Source organism: Lactiplantibacillus plajomi (assembly GCF_005405405.1).
Taxonomy (GTDB): Bacteria; Bacillota; Bacilli; order Lactobacillales; family Lactobacillaceae; genus Lactiplantibacillus; species Lactiplantibacillus plajomi.
Genome location: NZ_BJDZ01000014.1, coordinates 16,510 through 42,030 on the forward strand (window position 1 = coordinate 16,510; position 25,521 = coordinate 42,030).

A 25,521-nucleotide genomic window follows, 5' to 3' on the forward strand; every position below is an offset into this window, starting at 1 on the left:
GTCCTTGCTTATCAACGGTTACAGGTGCTTTCGGTCTACCCCCGAACCGCAATATCGGTAGAATGGCATCAACCTATTAGTGAGGAAGTGAACACGATCAAAGCAATCACGTTATATTTCGTTCGTCACGGCGAAACTTACTTCAATCAATTCCAACAATTTCAAGGCTGGTCCGATTCACCCTTAACGCCGACCGGTATTCAGCAGGTCCAACAGCTAGCAACCGCATTAAAGGGGTTACCGATCAGCGGCGTTTACGCTAGTGACCTCCTCCGTTCACGCCAGACCGCCAGCATTATTTGTCACCACGCAACTTGGCAAGCTGGTAGCACTCACTACCTATCGGATTTGCGGGAACCTTTCTATGGTAGTTTTGAAGGCCAACCGTTAACCCAATGGGAAAAGATTGCCAACCAGCACGGCTACCAATCTTATGAACAATTAGTGATGCAATTCGGCGCTGACCAGGCCCAGGACTGGCTCAGTGCGGCTGATCCGAGTCGGCTGGCCGAAACGAGTACTGATTTTTGGCGCCGCTTAACCACCGGCTTGAGTGCGATCCTAAGCGAACGGGCGGACCAGTCCCAGTTACTCATTATTTCTCACAGTGCCGTTATCCGCGCACTCGTCGCCCGCTACGCTCCCGAATTACTCGACCCGGTCACCCCGGCAAACGGTCGCCTCAGTCAACTGACCCTCAGCCAGGCTGCGGGTGGGGGCATCGGTGTCACCGTTAATAGTTATAATCAACGCGGCGTGAACGCCCCAATCTAGACCGGTACGCCGGCCGTTTGTGGTTGAACGTAAACGTAGCGCGCCACCGCCGTATCGACTAAGTACTCGGTTTGATTGGCCGAAGTTAAGGTCAACATCGGGATGGTGGCGTCGCGGTGCGTAACCGTTAACGTCTGATTTAGTTGTAAACCAGCGTGTTGCCAATATTTAATCGTGCTGGCCGTTTCTAAGTAACTAGCCAGCAAAACCGTTTGCCCGGCCGTCACCGTATCCAACGTCACCAATTCGGAAGCCTGCTGGTCAAAATCTGGCAGGGCTAGCGCACCGCCGAACGGACTGACTAACGGTTGGTCTAATTGTCGGTGTAACCGGTCAAGCAGCTCCTGATTATTAATTGCGGCCATCAACCAAGCTTGCTCCGGAATTACCGATAAGGGTAGTTTTATTATTTTGGATAGCCAAACTTCACACAATCTGTAACGGAACATTAAATTTTTAACTAATTGATAACCGGTTCGGGTCAACGCGATTTCATGGTAAGTTTTCCGGGTTACTAAGCCTTGCTTTTCAAGGTTACTAACGGCTTCCGTAACCGAGCCAGGAAGCACGCCCAGCATGGTTGCAACCTGTTTATTGGTCGTCCCCGTTTTGGTGAATCCCGCTTCATAAATCGTTTTCAAATAATTGCTAATACTTTTGCGCATTGCGCACCACCCCAAATTAAATTTTGTAGGTCTACCTAAAAAGTATTTCCATTTTATATTATTTATTGTACAATAACAACCGTTCCAAAGTTTCAAACCAATGAAAGGTGGAATTACAATTGAGTGAAAAAGAGAATACACCCAACCGCAAGCATAAATTAATCGAATATGCGAACGGACCATCCCTAGAGGAAATCAACGGAACGATCGAGGTTCCGAAAAACCTCAGCTTTTGGAAAACGCTGTTTGCCTACTCCGGGCCTGGCGCGCTAGTTGCCGTCGGGTACATGGATCCTGGTAACTGGTCAACGTCAATTACTGGTGGGCAAAACTATCAGTACATGCTTATGTCTGTTATCTTGATTTCAAGTTTGATTGCGATGTTACTGCAATACATGGCCGCTAAACTTGGTATCGTGAGTCAGATGGACCTGGCTCAAGCCATCCGGGCGCGGACCAGCCGCTCACTCGGAATCGTCCTTTGGATCCTCACCGAGTTAGCCATTATGGCGACCGATATCGCCGAAGTTATCGGGGCCGCGATTGCGTTATATCTATTATTCAACATCCCGTTAGTCATCGCGGTTTTCATTACGGTCTTTGACGTTTTAGTCTTACTGTTACTAACCAAGATTGGTTTCCGGAAAATCGAAGCCATCGTTGTTTGTTTGATTTTAGTGATTTTATTCGTTTTCGTTTACCAAGTTGCGTTATCCGATCCCGACTGGGGCGGCGTCATCAAGGGCTTGGTCCCAACGGCCGCTACCTTCTCAACCGGGCGCTCCGTTAACGGTATGACGCCATTATCCGGTGCCCTCGGGATTATCGGGGCAACGGTTATGCCGCATAACTTGTACTTACATTCCGCAATTTCACAAACGCGGAAAATCGACCACAAGGATGAAGCCGACGTTGCCCGGACGGTTAAATTCGCTGCTTGGGATTCAAACATCCAATTATCGTTCGCCTTCATCGTTAACTCCCTACTATTAATCATGGGGGTTGCCGTCTTCAAGAGCGGCGCCGTTAAGGATCCGTCATTCTTCGGCCTATACGAAGCACTATCAAACACGTCAATGTTAAGTAACGGTATTCTAATTAGTGTCGCCAAATCTGGTGCACTGTCCGCCCTGTTTGCGATCGCCTTGTTAGCTTCTGGCCAAAACTCAACAATCACTGGGACTTTGACCGGGCAAGTTATCATGGAAGGCTTCGTTCACATGCGGATGCCACTCTGGCTTCGGCGGTTAGTCACCCGGTTAATTTCCGTTATCCCAGTGCTGATCTGTGTCATGTTAACCAGTGGCAAGAGTGCCATCGATGAGCATACGGCGCTGAATAACCTGATGAACAATTCGCAAGTCTTCTTAGCCTTCGCGTTACCATTCTCGATGTTGCCATTATTGATGATGACCGATAGTAAAGCTGAAATGGGCAAACGGTTCAAAAACTCGACCTGGGTTTCAATTCTGGGCTGGTTATCCGTTATTGGCTTAACCTTCTTGAACTTATTAGGCTTACCAGACTCAATCGCCGGTTTCTTCGGCGACGGGATCACCGCTAGCGAACAAACCTTCTCCAATATTTTGGCTTACGTCTTAATCGCCGCCATCCTGGCACTGCTTGCTTGGACTATCTTCGATCTTCGTCGTGGTAACAAGAAGTTCTTAGAAAAGCAGGCTGCAATTGCCGCTGAAAAAGCAAAGGACGGTGCCCAATAATGAGTACAAAATTTAAACGAATCTTAGTTGGGGTCGATGATTCGGCGGACGCGCTACTCGCCTTTGATTACGCCATTCACCAAGCTAAGCAGGACGACGCCGAACTGATCATCACCTCCATTTTGGAAGATGACGACATGAACGTTTTCCAAGCATTAAGCAAGGATTACGTGCACGGCGAACGCAAAGAATTAGAAGAACACATGTTGAAGTACCAAAAACAGGCCCAAGACGCCGGGGTCACCAAGGTGCGTTCAATGATTGCGGAGGGCGAACCTGGTGAAACCATCGTCAAAGACGTGATTCCCCACGTTCAACCCGACCTCTTGATCATCGGGTCGCTCGCAAAAAAGGGAATTGCTAAGCACTTCGGTAGTCAGGCCGCCTACATGGCAAAGTACGCACCGATTTCGGTATTAGTGATTCGTTAAAAGCTAAAAGAAGTCCTCAGCGAGGGCTTCTTTTTTTACGCTTTCAAAGATAATAACGCTTCCATAATCATGACGATTAGATAATAATTAATTTTTAGGTACAGGTAACTTTAATTGAATTCAATCCCCAAACCGCCTATACTTTAGGTGAGGTTAAGGACGAAAGGAGTGGCGCTTCATGACCCCGAACGAAGTATACGATGCATTGGAGAAGTGGCAGTTGTTACCAAAGGATGAATTTTCATGGCGGCCGTTTACACCAACAACGGTGTTTGTTGAAACGATGACCAGCCGCCGAGTTTACCGCATCAATTTAGCCGACGCCAACGTTGAGATTTTTCAAGCCGACCCAAGTTCCGAACTATCCGAGCACTTCAAACCGTACAAAACGTTGCCACTGACCGCCAGTCAATTGGCTGATTTAAAACATCGGCACCAAAAGCCGGTCTTACAATAACCTAAAAAAATCACGTTAGCTTGTCACCCAGTGGTGATCAGCTAACGTGATTTTTTAGTGGATCAGCGTTAATAAATGACTGACCAAGCCACTGTCCCAGAAAACGTACAGCCCAATCAGCACATAACAGCCGCGCATCAAGGGCTCGCCAAACCGATTCAACACCCATTCGACCACTGGCAACGTCACAATCAGTCGTAACAAGGCAACCATGATGATAGTCAGTACACTCAGAAAAATCAGGGTCAGACCAAAGTGCGCCCAGTTCTCACCCGCCAACACCGGCAAAAAGATGGCTAAGTTACACCCCGCACAGACTGATAAGTAGGTCACACAAACACTCACGACTGGTGAGCCGTGGGTCTTAACGGCGTCGTCATCCGTGTCACGCCGCACTGCCAGCCAAATCGGCAGTAGCCCCAACCCGCCCAGCACCCACTCCGGTAACCAGTGTGCCAGCGTCCGGCCAATTAGAAAACTGGCGGTCAGTAAAATGACTAAGCCAATCAAATAGCCAATCAACACTTGGCGGGTGCGGTACTTCTTAAGCAGAAATAATAACATGACAAAGAAGTCCAAGTTAACACTCAAAAACGTTAAGGTTAAGATGCCATAATTCATCCAACTTCCCCCATTCCTAACGTTTTTAGTATACCCACTGTGGGTACCAAAAAACCAGCACTGGCTTTAAACCGGTACTGGCAAACTTTTTAAGCGAAGCATGTCTTTAGTTAATCGGCTGCTAACGCGTCGATCGGGTTCAAGCGGGCTGCCCGCCAAGCTGGCAAGATGGCCGCTAATAACGCAATTATCAGCGCAATAATGAAGGTCATCACCACGTTATCGACGTGAATCGCAATCAGGTTGTAATTAGCGATTTTATATAACTGGGTATTCAGGACCGCCCCAACGCCGTACGCGATTCCGGTCGCTAAGGTGGCACTAATAATCCCGATAATTAAGGATTCACCGGTAAACAACCGCCGAATATCGCTGCGGCTTTCCCCGAGCGCCCGTAAAATCCCGATTTCCTTCTTCCGAGCACTGACCGACATGAACATCGTCACGATGATCATTAGCGCCGACACTAGCAGCGAAATGCCGGCAATTGCGGCCAGGATCGTCGTCGCTAAGTTAACGTAAGTGTTGACGGTATCCAGGATACTTGCAATGCTGACCGCGTTAAACTGGCGCTGCTTGTTCGTCTTTAACCGATTGATCTTTTTGGTGACGCTACCGTTATTTTGACGCTTATCGGCCTTCACCGCCACGGTGGTCGGTTCGGTCTTTAAGTTGTTAACCGCCCGCATCGCCTTCATCGTCGCGTAACTAACGGCGGTCGCGCCACTGCCGTTGGTTCCCTGGGTGACCCCGGCAACCGTTAACTGCCGCTTAACGGTGACCGCTTTACCGTTCGCGTCGATCGTTTGAAACGACACGGTCACGGTTTTACCAACCACGTCACGCCAATTTTGCTTGGACCACTTTTTGGCAACCGTGTCTTTATCGACCACGATTTCGTTCTTACCGGCAACGTGGCCGGCCTTGATCGTCGACTGACGGTTTGCCGCCGTCCAGGTGGTTAACGAACTAACCTGATAATCCTTGCTGTCGAGGCTCAGGGTCGCGTTGCTAGCCGAAACAATCGGTTGAACCGACTGCACGTGCTTCAAGCCGCGCAAGCGTTTCAACTGCGCTACGCTAAACGACGGCGTCTTCGCCGCTGTCGCCGTCACCGCGGCAGCGTTCCCCTGACCGGCTACCTGGGCGTTGGCCTGCATCTGCTGGTTACCGCCCGCAGCACTCGCGCTGGTCGAACTACTGCTAGTTTGCTTGCGATTGCCCTGACTACCACTCGCCTTGCCACGTGACTGGTAGCGGGCAACCGTCACGATTCGCGGGTTGACCATGTCGTTGATTTCCTGATTAATGTAGGACTTCAACCCGTTACCGAGGCCGTTGAACAGCATCACCGCAAATAACCCAATCGCCGTCCCGATAATGATAATCAGGTTCCAGCTCCAAGTATAGCGGAGGTGCTTAAAGGCCGTCGTTAACGGCACCAACCACGGTAGCCGACGGGCCGGAATTTGTTGGCGGTCCTGGTCGACCGGATAAGCCGGCCGCAGACGTTCTTCATCGGTGACCCGACCATCCGCTAAGTGAATGATGCGGGTGCCGGCTTCAGCCACGGCCTGTGAATGGGTCACGCAAATGACAAGCCGGCCCTCCGCCGCAATCTGATCCAGTAATTTTAAGACCTCGGCCGTGTTTTCCGAGTCCAGTGCACCGGTCGGTTCATCGGCAATAATAATTTGCGGATCACTGGCCAAGGCACGTGCTACCGCCACCCGCTGCTTTTGGCCACCCGACAACTGGTTCGGGTACTTCTTCATCTGGTCGCTCAATCCGACCCGCGTCAGCAAATCCTTAGCGCGTTGTTCGCGCTCACCGCGGTTCAACTGGGTCATGTCCAGTGAAATCAAGACGTTATCCAGCACCGATAAGTGGTTAATTAAGTTATAGGACTGATAAATGTAGCCAATGGTTTCACGGCGGTAACGATCCATCCGCTTTTCCTGGTGGTGATCCAGTGCGGTCCCCTGCAGCAGAACCTGGCCTTCAAACTGCCGGTCGAGCCCGCCAATAATGTTCATCAACGTGGACTTTCCACCACCGGATTCACCAAGGATTGAGACGAACTCGCCCCGTTCAAAATCAATGTTAATGCCATTTAATACCGGGAAAGCTTCCTTACCAAGGTAGTACGACTTATGAATATCCTTTAATGCTAAATAGCTCACGTGCTTTCCTCCCAATCTCAATCACTTGCTCGTTATCGTTAACTTCAGCAACCAATACCTCCGTTAATCATAGCAAAAAAGGCCTCCCAACGTTAAGTTGGAAGACCTTAAAGGTATTTTAAAATTGAAAATTATGAAGGTTGATCAGGTCAGGTTAGGCGTGGCGTTTCCGTAACCAAACGGCGATGCCGCCAACCACTGCTAACAGCATTGCACCGGTTGCAACTAACCATTTTTGAATCTGTTCACCAGTTTGTGGTAACCAGCCGGAAGCTTGGCTATCAGACTTGCTGGTGCTGTCCGGCTTGCCCGCACCATTGGACTTACCATCGTTACCAGACTTGCTACCGGCAACCGGCGTCCCGTTGGTTTGAGCTGCGGATGCCGGGGCATCACTCACAGTCGCACCGTAAGTCGTTGGCGTCGTACTACCGTCATCACCTTGAGCAGGTGCAGCAGCGGAACTTTCAGTACCGGCATGGCTTTGAGAAGCTGCAGTTGGCACTTTACCACTTGGGTTGCTGGTTGGTTGTCAGGCTTAGCTGGTTTGTTTTCGGGTTTAGCCGGTTTGTTTTCAGGTTTAGCTGGCTTGTTGTTTTCCGGCTTAGCCACTGGCTTGTTCAAGTCGAATTGGCCTTCTTCGGCGTTTGGTTCCAAGTAGGCGTTCTTGCGGTTACGGTTGTTCAAGTCAACCAGAATTTCCGTCCCGTCTTGGCTAGCAGCCATTGCCTTTTGAACCGACGTGTTCTTAGCGGACTTGTCAAAGACGACCGTCGCTAACGTTTGCATCGTTTGCTTATTAACACTCAACGTTAACTTCAACGTACCGTTTTCAACGCTGCGGTTTAAGACCTTAACACCCTTCTTGGTCTTAATCTTAGCGACCTTGCGACCCGCTAAGTCGATTCGCATGTCGATAGCTCGTAGTTGGCGCTTATCGCGAAGGTTAGATAACTTAATATCCGCCTTGTTTTCGTGGCGCACAAAGTGAACCTTTTCAACGTCGCGATCCTTCTTAGTCAAATCAGTTTGCTTCAAGAAAGCTGATTCGTCAAAGACGTTACTGTTGAACATGTGCGGTACCCGTGGCACTTGCAACGCGTTTAAGATCAACGCGGTAATGTCGGAGTTGCTCCCACCCTTTAGGCGGTGACCACTATTGACCGTTTCACCACCTAAAGCGATGAAAATATCGCGGTCCGGGGCATCGTTCGGGCCGTGACCGTAGCCAGCACCACCGTGATCGGCGTTGGCAATCACCAACGTATCGTGAATGTGACCGGTCTTTTCTAATTGGTCCATCACCCGTTTGAACATCGCGTCGTACCGGGAGAACTGGTTCCAATAGTTATCGTTATACCAACCGTGACCATGGCCCTGGCCGTCCATGTAGTCACTTTGCATGTAAACTAAGCTGGTGTTATCGAATTCCGTCGTCCCCACGTAATCGGCAACGTCTTTGAAAGATTCGAGTGATTTCGACTGCTTAGTCTTTACCGCAGCGTCCGGTTCCACGATGGCGTTAACAATTTGACCCCATTCGGAGAAGGCCGCGGCCCCCTGAGTCGGGTTATTTTGTTGCAACACTTTGAAAACTGACGGGAAGAGTTGGCGTTTCTTACCAAAATCGGCGAAGTATTCTTGGCCCATCGAGCCGTTCGTCCCTTGATATTCAGCCGGTAACGTTTCCCATGGTCGTCCGTGTAACATTGAAATGTAGTTTTGGGCAGAAATTGCTGGCGCAACGGACTGCGCGGTCGTACTCATGGCAAACTTCTTGTTGAATAAGTCCATCAAGTACGGGTTACGACGCTTGTTCATGATGTTGCGGTCAGTCGTCCACATTGGCGTACCGGCACCCTTGGCGTAGTACATGCCATCCGGACTAAAGGAGTTACCACCACCGTCAGTCGTTAACACGATGACGTGCTTGTAAGGCTTGATTTCAGCCTTTTTCGCCACTTCAGCACGCTTAGCAATTGGCGCTTTAACGATGTCACCAACCCCGATGATTCCGTCGCCGTTATAATCAAGCGCGTACTTACCCGCAATTTGAACCGTTTGAGCGGCACCTAATTGAACGTTACCGTCCTTAGAAACTTGTTCGAAACGAATTTGGGTCGTCCCAGCCTGCTTCTTCGCGTGCAAGTTAATGTGCGCTAAGCGGGTTTGCGCATATTGCCGGAATTGTGCTGGTGATAAACGGGCGGTCGTCGTAATCCGTAAACGTCCGTTGGCCACTTGGCGAACCTGGGTCTGGTTACCACCCAAAGTCCGTTCGGCGTCCACAAAGTAGAGCATGGTTGGGTCAAAGACAACGTCGATCGTTAACGGCGCCGACTCGCTAAACTTCATTTGGCGAGCATGGACGTTCAATGCGTATGTATGACCAGTTGCAACTTGCTTCGGACCAACAAACATCGTTTCGATGGCTTGGTCGGTATGTGGGACTTCGTGGGTCGTTGTCGTCACTTCTTTATTTAAAGCGGCAACTTGGGCGGCCGTCAACGTGTGGTTATACAAGCGGGCGGACTTCACGCGGCCGTTCATTAGGGACTGGACGTGCGAACCAGGTGCAGCGTCGCCACCCAATACCAGGTCCTTGGTGCCGTTAGCAAACTTCAAGTCACCAGGCATCGCCACTGAATCTACCAATTTACCGTCTAAGTATAGGCTGGCGGTCTTGTTCTTATCAATGATCCCCACGGCGTGAACCCAGTGGCCAACTTTCAAGTCGCCCTTTGGTTCTTTATAGCCGGAACCATCATGAGCGTAGAAAATCACTTTACCATTTTGAACCCCTAACCCGAAACCACCGCCCTGTTGGCTTGAGAAGATTTCGTGTTCGCCAGTAACATTCGCGGTTGGGTCGTACTTGAAGTAGGCTTCAATTGCCATCCCGTTCTTCAATTGACCGAACTGAGCATCGGAGAAGGTCGTGTAAAAGGCGGAATGGCCGTCAAACCCTAAGACGCCCCCGGCTTCCGTATCGCGAACGGCGGACGGGTTACCCACCTTCGTCCAGGACGTGTTGCCCTTCACGTCAAGCATCTGGCCGTTCTTAAGCTGAAGATCCATAAAGGCATCGGCAGCAACCGACTGCCGAGTTGCGGCAGCGGGTTGTGCGGAACGGTTCACTTTCGCTGAAGGCGTGGCCCCCGGCTGGTTAACAGCGGCGACTACCGGGGTTACCGAAGTCGTCAAAATAGATGAACAAATTAATAAGGTCGTCAAAACGCGCGGCTTCATTAAATCAATCACTCCAAACAATTTATTTATGGTTACGTTAATAACCACTGAAATCTAATCATAGAGAACTAATGTAAATTATTCGTAGTGTTACATGTAAAGAATCCGCATAGTTTGCGTTTAGATAATTAATTACTAATAAATAATGGCAGCGGTTCCCCGCCCGCACTGACCTCGTTTTGGATTGTTAACAGACCGAACTAACGGTTTTTAACCTACCTATATAAATGGCGCTACTAAAAAAACGTTGACCAGTGATTGGCCAACGTTTTACGAGCTACCCCTGTTTTAGCTGGTAGCCATTCTCAACGAGCTGGTTTTTAAACCAAGTTTCAAACATGGTGCCGTACCAGACGGCGCCCAAAATATTAATTACTAAACTGATATTTTCTGAAAAAAATAATTGGGCTAATAAATTAATAACGATCAACCCTAAGAACGGCACCGCCGTCTTTAGAACGAAAAATGAGGTCCGGCAGCGTAAACTAAACAACGCGTAGAACCAGGTGAACAGAAATGCCCACCAGTTGAACGAGCCGTAAACTTTCTTGGTGAGCGTATATCCTTCGATGGTTTTCGTGAAGACCATGTTCTGCTTGACGCGGTGATTGACGCCAAACCATTCGGATAATTCAAAATGCACGCGGCGAACCCTCCCTTAAATTAACAATTACCCGTATTATAAGAGTTCCGCCGCGCATCCGTCAAACTTGTTTCCCGCGGGACTGACCGAAAAATGCCAACACGGCATCCCAGTCACGCATCTGCCCGTTGACCCGCCGTAAGAGCGCCTGATCATGGGTGCTCGTTAGGCCGGTCCGGCGCAGGTGGGTGTACAAGTCCAGGTACGGTAGCTGGCGCTGCTTAGCGAGCGCTAACTCCGCGTCAATATCGTAGTCGACCTTTCGGAAAGTAGTCGTCAGTTTACCATCCGTGGTCACGTCGAGTAGCGCGTAACACGCCCGCTGGTCAGCCAGAAAGACTGGATTGGGGCTGTACGGTTGGCCGGTCGCACCGGGGTTAATAATCACCTGACCGCTTGACGAAACCCGCATCAACTGTTGGTGGGTGTGGCCATAAACGGCAACGGCGTGGTCGCCGGCCAAGTGGTCAAAGTTAGCTTGGAGCTCCGCCGGGTACAAATCGTGGCCGGTCGAACGTTCGGGCTGGTTATGCGATAGGCCGAAATTCAGCCCGTTGACCGTAACCTGCGTTGCAATCGGGCGCCGAATCAATTCCTGATAACTTGCTTGATCTAAGTGCTGCACTAAGTAACGCGTCAAGCGTGCAAAGTAGCGTTGCGACGGCTCGTTCCAGTCCCCCATGCCGTTCATGACGGCGTCAATGCCCTGTTCCCAATTGCCCTGAAGCCACACGGTCGGCTTGACCGCCGCTAAGTGTTGGTATAAGTTCTGAGCACCCGGTCCGGGTAAAAATAGGTCCCCTAAAAACCAGTAATCGGTCGCCCCGGCCCGCTGCGCGTCTGCCAACACCGCGTCGAGTGCCGTCAGGTTCCCGTGAACGTCCGCTAACACTGCAATTTTCCGTAACATCTTGGCGTCCCCCTTTAGTGCTTCCATTATACGCCAATTAAGGTGGCAATGATTGGCCGACTAACGATGGCAAACGTAAATAAAATTTATTAATTTCGTCATAAAAGCTCAAAATCTATCCGTCAATATAAAAGCAATTTATGATTAACGTAATAACGGAAATCAATATTTTTTGTGGGGGAGGAATTGATGATGACACCGTTACCAGAACCATATAGTACCAACAACCAGTTGATGGCACTCGAAACTTGCTTACACGCCGTGATCCAGGAGGGCTTCCACGGCTTACACACCGTAAAGGTCGCCCTGAGTGGCGAACTCTGTCAGTTACTGAACGCTGAGATTACGATTTTACTCGATCAACCGAAGTTTGTCTTAATTATTCATAACCACCGCGAAAAGTTGGCCGTTTTGGGGCACGTCCAACCACGCACCACGTCACAGTATGACATTACCCTCGACGGGCACACCGTTAATAGTGGACCGGACTTGATGGCCGTCATTAACCGCTTCATGTAGCTTTTTATAACTATAGTTATCTTTAAACAGAACGTTATTAATATTCCGTTGACCTTGTGCTAAAATTAACAGGTGAACGGAGGTGTTCGGATGAAACTGAATAAACGGGCGGTCGGCCAGCGCCTGGCCGATTTTCGCCGTGAACAACAACTCAGCATGGCCACGGTCGCCGAGACCGTTGGCGTCGCTGGTAAGGGAACCGTAAACGACTGGGAAAAGGGCCGCTCCCTACCTAGTCGCGAGCGGCTGACCGCGCTGGCCAAACTTTACCAAGTGTCACCGGACTATCTCCGCTACGGCCCGTTTAACGACTACGCCTTTGAAATTTTAAAAACCGATGGTATGAACAGTTCGGAATTCAACGTGCTGCTCTGGGAATACGTGGATTTGACCACGACCAACCCCGGAATCTTATCGGGCGACGTCTTTAATCAGGCTACCCCGGACACCAAGGCGATCGACGCCCACATTAACGGCGCCATCACCCAGATTTTACCCAGTTTACCGCAACCGGATACCCATACGTATCCCGACACACAAGTCGTTATTCAACAAGCCTGCGACGCCTTTCGCGAACGGATTCAACTGATCCGGCGGACTTTCACCGGTAAGTATAACCGTATCGTCCGGCTATTAGATAACGTTGACTTATACGAAAAGCTCGGCGACGACCCAGATCTCCGGGCCTACTTAGACGCAATGACCGCCACGACCGGCGGCTACGCCGTTGACCGTGCTTATCAACAAAAAATGAACCTATTGTTAACCAACTTTCATCAACAGCTCAATTCGCTGAACGACGCGTATCACCACGCGTTAATGACCCAAGCCAATCAGACTAAAACAAACGACGTCAGTGCCTCCCGTTAAGGAGACGACCCGACGTCGTTTTTATTTACATTTATTCAGTTTAACGTTGCACCGCGGTGGCAACTTCCTGGTCGTGACTGACCTGACCACTTGTTGAAACGCTCAACGACTTCATGTGCGTATCGGCGTTATCCACCACTACCCGCACCTTGGCTGCGTCTAAATCGTCGTGATCCATAAACATGATCGGTGTTTCCGGCGTCACCGCATCGCCTTCGTGAACGTACGTCGACGTCTGGCCGTCCTGACTATCCAACTGAACCCGTACCTTTAACTTGTTGCTGGTTAGTTCAATTGCGCGTTGGTCGGGCATTAGCGCACTCACCGTTCCGTCGACCGGACTGTACAAGTGGTGCCGTTGCGGTTGAACACTGAATCCCTTAGCACTGTCCGTTGCTGATAAATCTTCCAACGTTCCGTCAACTGGTGCGTATAACTTCACTTTTTTTCCAAATGAAAATAGTCCCATGGTAAAAACCTCCTAAATAGTAAGTGTTATCAGTCTGAGCGGCATGCCTTTCCTTCTCAACACCATCATGATACTTTCTCAAACGGGTTTCAGGTCAAGGAAAAATTCCAACTTTTTTTAAACATCACTTGGACATGCTTTCCCTAAAATCCACCTAGACCAATACCAACTATTTGCTGGTATTAACTACGAACCCTCCACGGTTGTGAAGGCTTGAAAGAATTGTCTACCTCGACCTTTGGCACTATCGAAGCTTGCGGACGACGCGCAGTTTATCAAGTTTTAGTGAAACTCAAAATGAAAGCAAAAAAAGTTCAAATTCTTGAATGCTTTAATGCTATCGGGTTTTAAACCCCTTAACTAATTTTTGAAAGCGATTTTAATATAGATTTATTAATAAAGTTATAAGATAATGAACCTATTATTGAAATCAATCAATTAAAGTATTAATAGATTTGTCTAATTGATTGTTGTTTTGTTGTTGTCACTTTACTGATTTTCACGCGTTACCGTTTTGCGGAACGCAAATAAAAGGAGTTTTGGGAGTATGAATAAAAAGACCATTTCGACTACCGCGCTGATCTTAGGGGGACTTGCCGCAACCACTGGGTTAACTGATACCAACACCAAGGCCGACACGAATAATCAGGATGCCACAAATGGCGCCGCTAAGTCTGCGACGGTCGCACCCACTAGCGCACAAGCTGCTTATAATGAAGCCAAGGCTAGTGAAAACGAAAAGTTAGATAACTTAAAGGACCAACAAGCAAGCGAAGAACAGGCCCAATCCGCTGCTAACGACAAGGATTACGCTGCAAAATCGGACGCCGCTAAGAAGGACGCCGATGAATTTGCTAGCAGCCAAGCCGGTGCGTTAAACGATTTTGATCAATCGCAAGCCGCTAAGGCCGATGATGCTAAGCAACAATCCAGCCAAGCTTCGCACGACTACCAACAATCACAAATGGATACCTTAAGCGACGCCACTGAACAAGCCGGCCAAGCCGTTAAGGACCATGAACAGGACCTTGAACAACAAACTGCCGACGCCGCAGCTAAGGAACAAAAGGATGCTGAAGCCGCTAAGGACGCCGCAACTTCCGACGCCAATAAGACCTTTGACGATACCGTCAAGGACGCGACGACTAACAAGACCAACGCCGACCAGGCTGCGGACCAAGCGCAAAAGGATGCGGATAAGCAGGCTGAAACTGATAAACAAGACGCACTTGTTAAAGCGGACCAAGATCAGGCTAGTGCGGATAGACAAGCTAATAGCGACAATCACGCTGCCAACGCTAAGGCTAAAGAAGAACTTCAAAATCAGCAAAAGGCTAATGCTGACTCGCAAGCTGCTGAAACTAACGCCGCTGCCGATTCAACCGCTGCTGTAAAAGCAGCTGCTAGTGCCGCTCAATCTGCAGCAGATGCCAAGGCCGCTGCTGCTCAATCCGAAGCCGACGCTGCGACGCGCGCTGATCAAGCTAAGGCAGACCAAGATGCATTGACAGAAAAAGAAGCCAACGACAAGCAAGCCACTGATAAAAAAGCAACTGCCGATGCTAAGGCTGAAAAGGACAAAGCAGATGCCTACTCCGATACGCGTGCCGATCGAGTTGCCGCAAACACTGAGGCGCAATCAACTGCCGACTCAGCTGCTCAAGTTGCTAATGATGAACAAGCCGCAGCAAATTCAACCGCGGAAGAAAAAGCAGCTAACGCTACCAAGGACGCTGAAAAAACATACGCTGACAAGCTCGCTGAAGCTACAAAGACTCACGATGCTGGGATTGATTCCAAATATCAACAAGCCGTTGATAGTGCCCAAGCAAACTTAGACAGCGCCCAAGCCGACGTCGATGCAGCTCAGTCAAGTGTTGATAGCGCCCAAAGTGCATTAGACGACTTAGAAGCCCAAAACGCCGCTGCTACCCCAATTACTAACGGAGACAACTACACCATTAGTAACGAACGTAACTTGCCGACTAGTTTGACTGAACCAAAAGGAACGGTCGATGATGGGATCTACTATAATTATGATAAAACTGAAGATACCAAAGACGCCAAGAACTCCATGGCATACTACTTCTACAGCGATGAAGGGATTGCACAAGAAAACGAGTTAGCTGACTATGCACTTACCTTGATTAATTCATGGCGTAAAGCTCAAGGACTTTCTCCAATTGCATGGACTGCGGATACACAGTCCGCTGCCAACACAATTATGGAGAAGCGAACTAAAGCAAGAAAAGGATTTGATGAATCACTCGATACTAAACAGTTGCAAGCCGATATTAAATCGAGTGGACTAATCGCTAACGTTTCTGATCAGTTACGCTCATCTGGTAGCTTCAAATCAGATCAAAACGATAATACGGAAATCGCCTACGACCGTCCCACCGTATTACAACTAAAAGTTGATATTTTAAACACATTAACTAACTTATTGTTTGGTAATTCCGATGAAGCCTTAAAGGCACAGGAATTATTTAAGTCAAACACTAAAGGACTAGGATTCTCTGTCGAGTTTGATAACAACAATGATCCAAAGACAATCTTACTTTTCGAAAGTTTCTCCAAACTTGATAAAGACGCTACATTCTCACCCGAAGAAAATACTGAAACTACTTCTGCACAGGCCATTCATGATGCCGGAGTTGACACCACTGAAGCCACTAAAGCTTTAAATGCAGCTAAAACTGAATTAGCTAACGCCACCGACACTCGTGATAAAGCTCAGGACGCTTTAGATACAGCTACACAGGCAAAAAGTGACGCTCAAGCTAACTTAGACCAAGCCTTTGAAAGCACTAAGGGTGAACTTAAAGATGCATTTAATCAACGTAAAGGTGAAATCAGCGATGCTTTAGGCCAAGCTAAAGCAAATAATCAGAAGACATACGATGATGCTTTAATTGCTATCAATAACAAGCTTCATCAAGCTAAGTTGGCTAGTGCAGCCGATGAAGCTGCTGCTCAAAAAGTTGCCGATGAAGCTTACGATAAAGCAGAATCAGCAGCTACTAGCGAATACGACGCAGCACTTCTCAACAACGATACGGTTTACAACAATGCTACTACTGCTAATAATGCTAAAGCCGATGGCGAATTAAGATCTCACCAAACTGACTACGATAACGCTCATAACGCTAGCATGGTAGCCTACAACGAAACTGTTTCTGATGCTGACAACGTCTTTAACGCAGTAAAGGCTAATATCGACGATGAACATGCAAAATTGGATAATGACGCCCAAGAGACTTATAAGAAACAAGTCAATCAAAATAATCAAAAATTGGCAGACGCTATTGATCAAAATATCCAAGATCGCTACGACGCCATCGCCAACGCCGAAGCTGCCTTAGTCGACGCCTACAAGCAAAACACTGCTAAGCACGCCGAAACGTTAGCAAATAACTTGACGGCTTACCAAAACGCCTTGGACGATGCCCAAACGCGTCAGTCACAAACCATTAACGATGCCGATGCCGCTTACCAAGCTGCGTTAGATCAAATCGCCGCAGAAAAGGCTCAAAGCGAAAAGAATAACGACTACGATATGCAACAATTTGCTCAGGAGCAAGTTGATAAACTTGCCAGCTTGAAAGAAAAGCTTGAACAAAACATTGCTGCATACAACAAAACTCAGGCTTCCTTATTAGAAATCGCCGCTGACACGGCCGCATCCGATTGCAAAGCCTTCGTTGTTGACCAACACTTGGACGCCACGATTGCTGAACGGACGGCTGAACAAGAATTAGCCGACTTTAAGCAACAACTGGACGGCAACTACAACGACCTCGTTAAGGAAAACCAAGCCGAATACGATGCCGCCGTTAAGGCTAGCCAAGATTACCTGGCTTCATTGAAGTCCAGCGTAACGATCAAGCCATCAATCAAGGACGGTTCAGAAGAAACGACCACGACCGATGATGACCAAATCAAGGGTACTGAAGATGGTGACGACAACGCTACTAAGGACACCACGAAGGAAGATGCCAAGGTTCAACCACTGGCAACTTCTGGTGACCAAAACAAGACGACCGTTGACGTTGCTAAGGACACGACCGATGCCGCTAACAAGCCGGCCGCTGCCGTAGCATTGCCACAAACCGGTGAACAGACCCGCTCCGCTGCCAACGCAGCCGGGGTTGGCCTCTTAGCCGCCGTCATGGGTAGCATGACGCTTGGCCTCGCCGCAAAGCGCCGTCGCGAAGAACGTTAATCGTAATTAACGAGAATAACCGCTCCGGAATTTTTCCGGGGCGGTTATTTTTTTACTTCAACAGCTGACTTAATTGTCGGTATTGCTTTAACATCCATTCTTGATAAGTCACGTTAGCGGGCATCGTTTCGGTCACACCAAGGACCGCGACGTCGTTTTGCTTCGCCAGTTTAACCATGTTGGTCACGGTCGAACTAGACACTTGCCGGTTATTGACGAACAAGGTAACCTGGCGGCGTTTCAACGCCGTTTGCATTTGGTGAACGACCTTTGGTGACGGGTCGCTCCCCTTTTCGACCGCGTTTTCAAAATTAGCGTTAGTCACTTTCAAACCAATTGTCTTCAGTGCTAGGTCAAAAACCGGTTCGCTAACGAAAACGTTACGGTTATCCAGTTTTGCCACCTGCCGTTTCAGCTGGTTGACTTGCTTGTTGATTGGCTTAAGTGAGTCAATGTAGGTCGCCGCGTTTTTCTGGTAAACGGCACGGCGGTCGGGGTCGATCTTGCCCAGTTGATTAGCTAAATATTTAGCGGCTGCCGGCATCGTCTGCACGTCGTACCAAAGGTGTTCGTTAACACCGGCTTTACGGTGTAAAACGTCTTCGCCGACCCGCATTAACTTGGTGGTCCCGGCCGATTTAACCAGCTTATTCATCCAGCCGTCGTAGCCTAACCCGTTGGCAATCGCAAGGTCCGCGCCAGCCACCTGCTTAGCGACTTGCGGCGTTGGTTCGTAATCGTGGGGATCAACGGTCGGTTTGTTGATGATCGACGTTACTTGCACGTGCTTGCCACCCACGGCACGCGCCATTTCACCGTAAAAATTGGTGGTCGTGACCACGCTAAGTTTTTTTGACGACTGCTTAGTCGTTGCCTGACACCCCGATAAAACCGTTCCGCCAATTAATAATGCTAGTAATCCTAATACCCGTCTAACCTTAAACATGTGATAATTCCTCCAAAATTTAAATAGTAATAATTACGCTTTACAGCATAACAAGCTCATCCACTTTTGTAAATAGTAATTTTTACGGTTTAGAACAATCTCATATAACTAGACATTTCATCCTAATCCGTCCATAATTAAGTATTAATGGCTAATATAAAAATTTAGAGAATTTCAATGCAAATTAAAACGATTCAACCCGCGGACTTCACCGAGGTTGACCAGTTAGTTCACGCGGCTTTTGAAGGTACCGAGCACGGCTATGACGGTGAGGTCGAATTGATTCACGCCATCCGTCAAGACCCGGCTTACCAAGCCAGCTTAGAAGTGGTTGCTCACGACGGCGGCCAGCCGGTGGGTTACGGCTTACTTAGCCCGATCAGCGTTAGTGATGGCACGACGACCACGACCGGCGTTGCCTTAGGACCACTGGCAGTTGCGCCCGCCCACCAACGTCAGGGAGTCGGCAAACGGCTGATTGCTAAGCTTGAACAACGCGCCCGGATTTCCGGGGCCGGTTACATTAGCATTCTCGGTTGGCCGGACTACTACCGCCAATTCGGTTACCGCCCAGCAAGCGAATTTAACGTCACCGCCCCGTTCGACGTTCCCGCCGACGCCTACTTGATCAAGGGGATGACGCCGGCCGGTTTGAAGGCCGTTCACGGGACGGTGCACTACCTCCCCGCATTCAACGTTTAGCCAGCACTACAATTTTAAAAGGAGTTGAACACCATGACCAATCCTCGGATTGCGCGGTCACTTATCATTATGGTGTTTGGAACCTTTTTCGGGATTCTTTGCTCCACGTTAATGAACACCGCACTACCTCAGCTAATGACCGTCTTTCACGTCAGCTAAGCCGAAGTGCAATGGGTCACCAACGGCTACATGTTGGTCAACGCGCTGATGATTCCGGTCAGTGCGTTTCTGATCCGTCGCTTTTCATTTCGCAACCTGTTCCTGATCGCCACGTTGATTTTCCTACTCGGAACGGCGCTCGGCGCTAGCGGGACGGCCTTTATCGTCGTGATTATTGCCCGGATGGTCCAAGCCGTCGGAGCCGGCATGATGATGCCGTTAGTCAACGTCCTAGCGATCCGCTACGCCCAGCCACAAAAGAAGGGCGCGATTATGGGTATTATCGGCTTAGCCTTTAACTTTTCACCAATCATCGGGCCAACCGTTTCCGGCGTGATCCTCGACTACTTTTCGTGGCGCTACCTATTCATCGTGATCCTGCCATTTATTTTGATCACCCTGATTGCGTCGCTGATCATCTTACCGAACATTGCGCATAACGAGTTACCAAACTTTGACACCCGTGGTTTTATTTTGATCAGTATCGGGCTCTGGTCAATTCTCATGGGCTTATCCAGTATTTCAACGGCTAACTTGCTTTCGTGGCGGGTCGCTGGCCTGATTATTTTCGGTGCGCTGTTTACCGCTTTCTTCTACCGTTCACAGCGCCACCGCGACCAACCGTTGATCAACTTGAACGTGTTTAAGCACCGCCAGTTCGTAGTCGCCACGACCATCAATACTCTGATCACGGCAACCATGTACGGTAACGCGATTCTCTTACCGTTATTAATTCAAACGATTCAGGGGCGCAGTGCCTTAATTTCCGGCCTCGTCATTTTACCGGGTGCCATTCTGACCGGGACGTTATCGCGTTTAAGCGGTCGGCTTTACGACCGTTTAGACGTCCGCGTGCTGGTCTACACCGGTTTAGCCATTGATTGTACGGGAACCCTGCTGCAGGCACTGATTGGCACCAATAGTACGCCAATCGTTCTAGCAATTTTCCAAACGGTACGCCAGCTCGGGCTGGTCACCATGCTGATTCCGTTACAGACCCACGCCCTCGGCTTATTGCCTTACGACATGGTGCCGGACGGCGTGGCGACCTTCAACACGATTCGCCAAGTTGCCGCCTCGTTTGGGACGGCACTGATTGTCGCGGTCATCGCCAACGTCAACCAACACTGGGCCGGCGCCGGATACCTCGGCATTACCGCTGGCTTTATCGTTTGTTTACTATTATTACTAATTTCACTACTCGTCGCCCGTTACCTATCGAAACAAAAAAGTACGAACGTGACCGCCTAATTAACGTGGCTTTTGGAAGTTTGCTTCTAAAAGCCACGTTAATTAGGCGGTTTTTGTACCGTATCCACGTAACTAGTTAATATCGCTGTCCCTTTCCTGTCCAGAAAGTTGAGGTACCACTTTGATTACCAACTGGTTCGATGATGACCCGATTTTCAACCGCCACTACCCCCTGGACCCGCCCTACCGCGCCTACTTTGACTACGAGTGGGGGATTCCGACCCACAACGACGCCCAGATTTTTGAAATGCTCAGTCTGAGTGGCTTTTCCGCCGGCCTGAATTGGCACAGCGTCCTCAATAAACGCACGGCCTTTCGCCAGGCTTTTTACCAGTGGTCACTGCCACGGATCGCCGAAATGACCCCCGCCGACGTCGAACGGCTTTGTCAAAATCCCGCCATTATCCGTAACCCGCGTAAAATCCAAGCCGTCATCCATAACGCCAACCTAACGCTCGAACTTTGTGCCGCCTACGGTTCGTTTGACCACTACCTCTGGCAACAACTTGATGACCAGCAACTGATTTTAGAAATCGCCCACTACCGCGACCTCCCGCGCCAGACGGAAACCGGCAACCGCCTCGCCAAAACGCTGCGCGCCGCTGGTTTCCAGTTCACCGGTCCGGTCACCCTCAACGCCTGGCTGGTCACGACCGGTTTCATCACCGCTCGTCCCGATTCAGCCGGCTTGCGACCCACCACAAAAAAGAAGCTATCGCGAACGTAACGTTCGGATAGCTTCAATATAAAATGCGGTTTAATTATGACGTTGCCCACACGTGCCCATCAACGCTAGCGCTTAAAGTGCATCCACCGCACTCGTTGTTGCCGTCCGTGGCTGGGTCAATCCCGCGGGTGAAAAAAGCTGGTCAATCGTCGCGGTCGGTAACAAGTGCCGTTGCCGTAGCAAGTCTGGAACGGTGACGTGGCTGGCTAACGCTTCTTTAATTAACGCCGTCGTGGTCTCGTAACCTAAGTAGGGGGATAACACCGTAGCTGAAATCGTTGACTGCTTGACTTGGGCCGCACACTTCCGGCGGTTGACGGTCACCCCCCGTAGGCAGTTTTGTACCAACGTTGTTATAGCGTGTTGCAGGTAACTTTCGCTTTCCAGCAACGCCCGGATCATAATCGGTTCAAAGGCGTTTAGTTCTAACTGCCCCGCTTCGGCCGCCATCGTGACGGTCACGTCATTACCGATCACTTCAAAGGCGACCTGGTTAACAACTTCGGGAATCACCGGGTTGACCTTCCCCGGCATAATCGAGGAACCGGCCTGCTTAGCGGGTAACTGAATTTCCGCCAAGCCGGCTTGTGGTCCACTCGCCAGCAAGCGTAAGTCGTTGCAAAACTTCGAAAGGTCGGTGGCTAAAGTTTTAAGGGCCGCGGAAAACGTGACGAAGGCGTCGCAGTTTTGAGTCGCATCGATCAAGTCGGGCGCCGCGGTCAACCCCAGGTGCGTATTCCGGTTCAAAACGCTTAAAATGTGGGTTTGGTAGTAGCGGGTCGCGTTGATGCCAGTGCCAATTGCGGTCCCACCCAAGTTGACCGCTGCTAATTGCGCACCAGCCCTTTGAATCCGACCCAAGTCACGCTTAAATAATTGGCAGTAAGCGTGAAAACTGTGGCCGAAGGTAGTCGGCACGGCGTCTTGCAACTGGGTACGTCCCACCTTGAGGGCGTCTTGATAGCGTTTGGCCTTAACGAGTAAGGTTTGAACTAACTGGCCGAGTGCGACTTGCAGGTCTGGGAGTTGCTGTCGAAGGGCCATTTTGCAAGCCGTTGGAAACGTATCGTTAGTTGATTGCGATTGGTTAACGTCATCGTTCGGGTGAATCTTAACGCCGGTCAACCGGTGGGCTAAGTTGGCCACAACTTCATTAACGTTCATATTGGCCGACGTGCCAGCACCGCCCTGAACCGCCGGCACGATAAAGCTATCCGCGTGTTGTCCCAATAATAGTTGGTTGCAGGCAGCAATGATTGCCCGCCGCTTCGGTACCGTTAACGTTCCCGCCGCGCAATTGACTTCGGCCGCCGCCTTTTTAATTTGAACTAAGCTCCGAATCAGTGCCGGCGCCATCCGCTCCGTCGTAATCGGAAAATTTTGCTGTGCCCGGGCTGCGTGAATGCCGTATAACGCCTGATCATCAATTGCTAATTTACCAATACAATCCGTTTCAATCCGCATAACTTTAACCCTCTTAATTTATTTGATGTTAGAACTTCTTACATGAACAAACTAGAGTTTAGACCATTTATGAAAATTCACAACCGCCACGATAACAATTTACATTTTATTAAGTTATTAGGGGTTAAAACATTACGGAATAATGGTTAATCACCCAATCAACTAATTAATCATTAGCGATAGGAAATTTGGCTTTCATAGACCAATTTTACTAACTTGACGTTAATTGTATTTTACGCAAATTATTCTATAATAAATAGGAAACTCATTTACAAGGAGGAGGTCACGATGGGATTATTACGCCAACCATATCGCTGGAAGCTAGCCGCGTTACTCATTGGTACCAGTATAGGGTTAAGCACAACGTTACCGGCGACCGCCAGCGTGCAACGCGTTCAGCTGACCATCACGCCTAAGACGGCCAAGCGCGTCACCAAGCGGGCCAGTTCGCTGCCACCCACTAAGCACCAGCCGGTCGCAACTAAGGCGGGAAAACCAAAATTCAAACTGATCCGCGGCTACCACGAAACTCGAAAAGCCCAACAGACGGCCCGTACAGCGGCCAATGATACATTGACAACTGACGAACAAGCCGCCAAGCGCTGGATTGCCTTTCACGAATCCAGTTACCGTTACGACGCGCAAAATGGTCAGTACTACGGGCGTTACCAGCTCTCACGGACGTACCTCAAGGGCGACTTTTCCGCGGCTAATCAGGAACGAACCGCGAATCGCTACGTTGCCCAACGCTATGGTTCTTGGACGGCAGCCAAACGTTTCTGGCTCCAACACCATTGGTATTAACAATATCGTAAAAAAATCGCGCGCCACCTTCAACGGGTGGTACGCGATTTTTGGCTTTATCGATGCAGTCGTTGTCGGGCTGCGGTAACGATCCGGGGTTGTAACCCCAAGCGGGCCGCTAACCACATCGCTTCACTTTCCCCAACTTGGTTCAGTAGTAACCGGTATTCCGGTCGTAGCGTTTCGCGGTTAAAGGCCATCGCCCCGGTTACAAACTCGGGGGCGTCGACCGCGTACTGCTTGATTTCGCTATAGTGGGTGGTCACGACCAACTTGGCGTGGCGCTTAACTAAGTCGTCAATGATGGCGATTCCGAGGGCTGCCCCCTCTTCCGGGTCGGTCCCACTACCGATTTCGTCCATTAGAACTAGTGCGTTCGGCCGCAAGTCGTTGGTGATTGCCACTAAGGTCGTCATTTCACCCGAAAAGGTGCTTAGCTGAGCGGCCATGTTTTGTTGGTCACCAATATCAATTAAAATTTGGTCGAAGACGGCTAAATCTGTGCCCTGATCGGCCGGAATTTCCAACCCGACTTTGATCATCAATGAAAATAAGGCAATCGTTTTGAGGACGACCGTCTTCCCACCGGAGTTAGCCCCAGTGATCATCAGGCTTTGATCAGCTTCCAACTTAACGTTCAACGGCACCGCCTGACTACCGAGCAACGGGTGGCGGCCGTTAACGATGGTGACCGCCTGCTCATCATTTAATTGCGGTACGCTGGCCGATTGTTGCAACCCGTACTGGCCACGGGCAAAAATTTGATCGAACTGGCTGAACGCTTGTAGCTGAATCTGGACGTCGCGCCAATGTTCGTCGATGTCACCGGTCAGGGTCGCAATAATTTGGTAGACTTCCGCGTCTTCCGCGGCAACCGTTGCCGCTAATTCGCGCCCGTTTTGGGTGACGTTGCCGGGTTCGAAGTAAACCGTCGACCCCGTCGCGGACTGGCCCAGCACGGTGCCCGCAAACTGGTTCTTATAAGTTGCCTTCAATTGAACGCCGTAATGTTGGTCACGGGCAATCACTTGGCGACTTTGCAACTGACGCGGGTGTTTTTGAATGAACTGCGCGACGGCCGCCTTGACCTTAGCCGTTTGTTGTTGCTTAACTTGCCGCAAGCGGGCCAACTCAGGGGTGGCCGTGTCACGGATACCGTGGTGGTCAATCGACTGTTCCAGACGCCGGCGTAAGCCGTTTAACGCATTAACCGCCGTCACCCGTTCCGCCAACCGCGGGGCAAGTTCCTGCTTGAGTTGCAAGACCGTCTTAAAGCGACTCCAGCTCGTCAAGGCGGCTAAGACCGTTTGGAGCTGTTCCGGATTAAGTAACTTTCCTTGGTCCAACTTGGTTTTAACGACCGTTAACTGGTCGAGGTCGAAAAAGGTTAATTTAACGTCGTTAGCTAGTAACCGGTGAGCTTCCTGGGTGAGCGTCAGTTGCGCCCGTACCGCATCCAGCCCAGCCGTGACCGGCGTCGTTTTCAACTGGTCCGCCGCAAATTCGCTATGCGTATAACCGGCGACCGTTGCTAAAATTTGATCTAGTTGTAGCGTTTGTCTAATTGTTTCGTTCATGTGTTTCTACTCCTTCGAGCAGGGCAACACATTATGACTGTCATTACCCTGCTTAACCGCGCACTTGGGCGCTAGGGACATTACCAGACAGTTGTTCCGCACTCATCAAGTTCACTCCTTTCAACTTTGATAACTCCGCCAGTCTACCATTTGC

At 49.8% G+C, this 25,521-nt stretch carries 21 protein-coding genes and 1 pseudogene; 11 read left to right on the forward strand and 11 right to left on the reverse strand.

Translation table 11 applies throughout. The annotated features are described in order from the left end of the window. Positions 1 to 87: 87 nt before the first annotated feature. Positions 88 to 774 carry a histidine phosphatase family protein gene (locus FFM82_RS07240; RefSeq protein WP_170178246.1) on the forward strand — a complete coding sequence of 229 codons (687 nt, stop codon included), beginning with the start codon at positions 88 to 90 and terminating at the stop codon, positions 772 to 774. Here FFM82_RS07240 and FFM82_RS07245 read toward each other — a convergent pair. Then, positions 771 to 1,439 (reverse strand): metal-dependent transcriptional regulator, encoded by a 669-nt coding sequence (locus FFM82_RS07245; RefSeq protein WP_170178247.1) that lies wholly within the window; start codon positions 1,437 to 1,439, stop codon positions 771 to 773. The genes FFM82_RS07240 and FFM82_RS07245 overlap by 4 nt on opposite strands. Positions 1,440 to 1,558: 119 nt before the next feature. Between FFM82_RS07245 and FFM82_RS07250 the strand changes: the two genes are divergently transcribed. The 3 genes from FFM82_RS07250 to FFM82_RS07260 all read left to right on the forward strand — a co-directional run bounded on the left by FFM82_RS07250 (position 1,559) and on the right by FFM82_RS07260 (position 4,048). Next, complete coding sequence (locus FFM82_RS07250; RefSeq protein WP_137645196.1) at positions 1,559 to 3,160, forward strand: Nramp family divalent metal transporter; 1,602 nt, start codon at positions 1,559 to 1,561, stop codon at positions 3,158 to 3,160. After that, on the forward strand, positions 3,160 to 3,591 hold the full coding sequence (locus FFM82_RS07255) for a universal stress protein (RefSeq protein ID WP_137645197.1): 432 nt from the start codon (positions 3,160 to 3,162) through the stop codon (positions 3,589 to 3,591). Before FFM82_RS07250 ends, FFM82_RS07255 begins: the two co-directional genes overlap by 1 nt. A 178-nt stretch (positions 3,592 to 3,769) precedes the next feature. After that, positions 3,770 to 4,048 (forward strand): hypothetical protein, encoded by a 279-nt coding sequence (locus FFM82_RS07260; protein WP_137645198.1) that lies wholly within the window; start codon positions 3,770 to 3,772, stop codon positions 4,046 to 4,048. Between the two features lie 54 nt (positions 4,049 to 4,102). On the opposite strand, the gene FFM82_RS07265 is transcribed toward FFM82_RS07260, so the two are convergent. From FFM82_RS07265 to FFM82_RS07285, 6 genes are all read right to left on the reverse strand, one after another. Further along, entirely contained in the window at positions 4,103 to 4,669 is a 567-nt protein-coding gene (locus tag FFM82_RS07265; RefSeq protein WP_137645199.1) for a cadmium resistance transporter, read from the reverse strand. A 110-nt stretch (positions 4,670 to 4,779) separates the two neighbouring features. Beyond that, a complete protein-coding gene (locus tag FFM82_RS07270) occupies positions 4,780 to 6,852 on the reverse strand; it encodes an ABC transporter ATP-binding protein/permease (RefSeq protein WP_137645200.1) in 2,073 nt (690 codons plus the stop codon). Between the two features lie 154 nt (positions 6,853 to 7,006). Next, on the reverse strand, positions 7,007 to 7,252 hold the full coding sequence (locus FFM82_RS13750) for an LPXTG cell wall anchor domain-containing protein (RefSeq protein WP_225425639.1): 246 nt from the start codon (positions 7,250 to 7,252) through the stop codon (positions 7,007 to 7,009). Beyond that, positions 7,249 to 10,101: a LamG-like jellyroll fold domain-containing protein gene (locus FFM82_RS07275; protein ID WP_225425640.1), complete on the reverse strand. Its 2,853-nt coding sequence runs from the start codon at positions 10,099 to 10,101 to the stop codon at positions 7,249 to 7,251. The genes FFM82_RS13750 and FFM82_RS07275 overlap by 4 nt, the downstream gene beginning before the upstream one ends. A gap of 277 nt (positions 10,102 to 10,378) precedes the next feature. Next, positions 10,379 to 10,744 (reverse strand): hypothetical protein, encoded by a 366-nt coding sequence (locus tag FFM82_RS07280; RefSeq protein WP_137645201.1) that lies wholly within the window; start codon positions 10,742 to 10,744, stop codon positions 10,379 to 10,381. Positions 10,745 to 10,805: 61 nt separating this feature from the next. Beyond that, positions 10,806 to 11,654, reverse strand: coding sequence for a metallophosphoesterase family protein (locus tag FFM82_RS07285; RefSeq protein WP_137645202.1), 849 nt, complete (start codon positions 11,652 to 11,654; stop codon positions 10,806 to 10,808). 192 nt (positions 11,655 to 11,846) lie between these two features. On the opposite strand from FFM82_RS07285, the gene FFM82_RS07290 reads away from it, so the two are divergent. Next, positions 11,847 to 12,173, forward strand: coding sequence for a hypothetical protein (locus FFM82_RS07290; protein WP_170178248.1), 327 nt, complete (start codon positions 11,847 to 11,849; stop codon positions 12,171 to 12,173). Positions 12,174 to 12,263: 90 nt separating this feature from the next. Further along, positions 12,264 to 13,043, forward strand: a complete 780-nt coding sequence (locus tag FFM82_RS07295) for a helix-turn-helix domain-containing protein (protein WP_137645204.1) — start codon at positions 12,264 to 12,266, stop codon at positions 13,041 to 13,043. Between the two features lie 40 nt (positions 13,044 to 13,083). Here the strand turns inward: FFM82_RS07295 and FFM82_RS07300 are convergent, their stop codons facing one another. Beyond that, positions 13,084 to 13,512: a PTS glucose transporter subunit IIA gene (locus FFM82_RS07300; RefSeq protein WP_137645205.1), complete on the reverse strand. Its 429-nt coding sequence runs from the start codon at positions 13,510 to 13,512 to the stop codon at positions 13,084 to 13,086. A 547-nt stretch (positions 13,513 to 14,059) separates the two neighbouring features. Here FFM82_RS07300 and FFM82_RS07305 point away from each other — a divergent pair. Further along, complete coding sequence (locus FFM82_RS07305) at positions 14,060 to 17,737, forward strand: SEC10/PgrA surface exclusion domain-containing protein (protein WP_137645206.1); 3,678 nt, start codon at positions 14,060 to 14,062, stop codon at positions 17,735 to 17,737. 52 nt (positions 17,738 to 17,789) lie between these two features. Here the strand turns inward: FFM82_RS07305 and FFM82_RS07310 are convergent, their stop codons facing one another. Next, positions 17,790 to 18,683 carry a metal ABC transporter solute-binding protein gene (locus FFM82_RS07310; RefSeq protein WP_137645207.1) on the reverse strand — a complete coding sequence of 298 codons (894 nt, stop codon included), beginning with the start codon at positions 18,681 to 18,683 and terminating at the stop codon, positions 17,790 to 17,792. Between the two features lie 177 nt (positions 18,684 to 18,860). Between FFM82_RS07310 and FFM82_RS07315 the strand changes: the two genes are divergently transcribed. The 3 genes and pseudogenes from FFM82_RS07315 to FFM82_RS07325 all read left to right on the forward strand — a co-directional run bounded on the left by FFM82_RS07315 (position 18,861) and on the right by FFM82_RS07325 (position 21,522). After that, a complete protein-coding gene (locus FFM82_RS07315) occupies positions 18,861 to 19,385 on the forward strand; it encodes a GNAT family N-acetyltransferase (protein ID WP_137645208.1) in 525 nt (174 codons plus the stop codon). 33 nt (positions 19,386 to 19,418) lie between these two features. Further along, positions 19,419 to 20,795: pseudogene (locus FFM82_RS07320) on the forward strand (DHA2 family efflux MFS transporter permease subunit). Between the two features lie 121 nt (positions 20,796 to 20,916). Then, positions 20,917 to 21,522, forward strand: a complete 606-nt coding sequence (locus FFM82_RS07325) for a DNA-3-methyladenine glycosylase I (protein ID WP_137645209.1) — start codon at positions 20,917 to 20,919, stop codon at positions 21,520 to 21,522. A gap of 72 nt (positions 21,523 to 21,594) precedes the next feature. On the opposite strand, the gene FFM82_RS07330 is transcribed toward FFM82_RS07325, so the two are convergent. Next, complete coding sequence (locus FFM82_RS07330; RefSeq protein WP_137645210.1) at positions 21,595 to 22,986, reverse strand: aspartate ammonia-lyase; 1,392 nt, start codon at positions 22,984 to 22,986, stop codon at positions 21,595 to 21,597. A 288-nt stretch (positions 22,987 to 23,274) separates the two neighbouring features. On the opposite strand from FFM82_RS07330, the gene FFM82_RS07335 reads away from it, so the two are divergent. Then, entirely contained in the window at positions 23,275 to 23,790 is a 516-nt protein-coding gene (locus FFM82_RS07335; protein WP_137645211.1) for an aggregation-promoting factor C-terminal-like domain-containing protein, read from the forward strand. Positions 23,791 to 23,846: 56 nt separating this feature from the next. Here FFM82_RS07335 and FFM82_RS07340 read toward each other — a convergent pair whose 3' ends face one another. Then, the gene (locus tag FFM82_RS07340; protein ID WP_137645212.1) at positions 23,847 to 25,367 is read right to left on the reverse strand and encodes an endonuclease MutS2; all 1,521 of its coding nucleotides are present in this window, start codon (positions 25,365 to 25,367) and stop codon (positions 23,847 to 23,849) included. Positions 25,368 to 25,521: the final 154 nt, after the last annotated feature.

Coding starts and splice junctions, on each gene's coding strand:
- FFM82_RS07245 (WP_170178247.1), bottom strand. CDS start 1,439: ATGCGCAAAAGTATTAGCAATTATTTGAAAACGATTTATGAAGCGGGA.
- FFM82_RS07255 (WP_137645197.1), top strand. CDS start 3,160: ATGAGTACAAAATTTAAACGAATCTTAGTTGGGGTCGATGATTCGGCG.
- FFM82_RS07260 (WP_137645198.1), top strand. CDS start 3,770: ATGACCCCGAACGAAGTATACGATGCATTGGAGAAGTGGCAGTTGTTA.
- FFM82_RS07265 (WP_137645199.1), bottom strand. CDS start 4,669: ATGAATTATGGCATCTTAACCTTAACGTTTTTGAGTGTTAACTTGGAC.
- FFM82_RS07275 (WP_225425640.1), bottom strand. CDS start 10,101: ATGAAGCCGCGCGTTTTGACGACCTTATTAATTTGTTCATCTATTTTG.
- FFM82_RS07285 (WP_137645202.1), bottom strand. CDS start 11,654: ATGTTACGGAAAATTGCAGTGTTAGCGGACGTTCACGGGAACCTGACG.
- FFM82_RS07290 (WP_170178248.1), top strand. CDS start 11,847: ATGACACCGTTACCAGAACCATATAGTACCAACAACCAGTTGATGGCA.
- FFM82_RS07295 (WP_137645204.1), top strand. CDS start 12,264: ATGAAACTGAATAAACGGGCGGTCGGCCAGCGCCTGGCCGATTTTCGC.
- FFM82_RS07300 (WP_137645205.1), bottom strand. CDS start 13,512: ATGGGACTATTTTCATTTGGAAAAAAAGTGAAGTTATACGCACCAGTT.
- FFM82_RS07305 (WP_137645206.1), top strand. CDS start 14,060: ATGAATAAAAAGACCATTTCGACTACCGCGCTGATCTTAGGGGGACTT.
- FFM82_RS07310 (WP_137645207.1), bottom strand. CDS start 18,683: ATGTTTAAGGTTAGACGGGTATTAGGATTACTAGCATTATTAATTGGC.
- FFM82_RS07315 (WP_137645208.1), top strand. CDS start 18,861: ATGCAAATTAAAACGATTCAACCCGCGGACTTCACCGAGGTTGACCAG.
- FFM82_RS07330 (WP_137645210.1), bottom strand. CDS start 22,986: ATGCGGATTGAAACGGATTGTATTGGTAAATTAGCAATTGATGATCAG.
- FFM82_RS07335 (WP_137645211.1), top strand. CDS start 23,275: ATGGGATTATTACGCCAACCATATCGCTGGAAGCTAGCCGCGTTACTC.
- FFM82_RS07340 (WP_137645212.1), bottom strand. CDS start 25,367: ATGAACGAAACAATTAGACAAACGCTACAACTAGATCAAATTTTAGCA.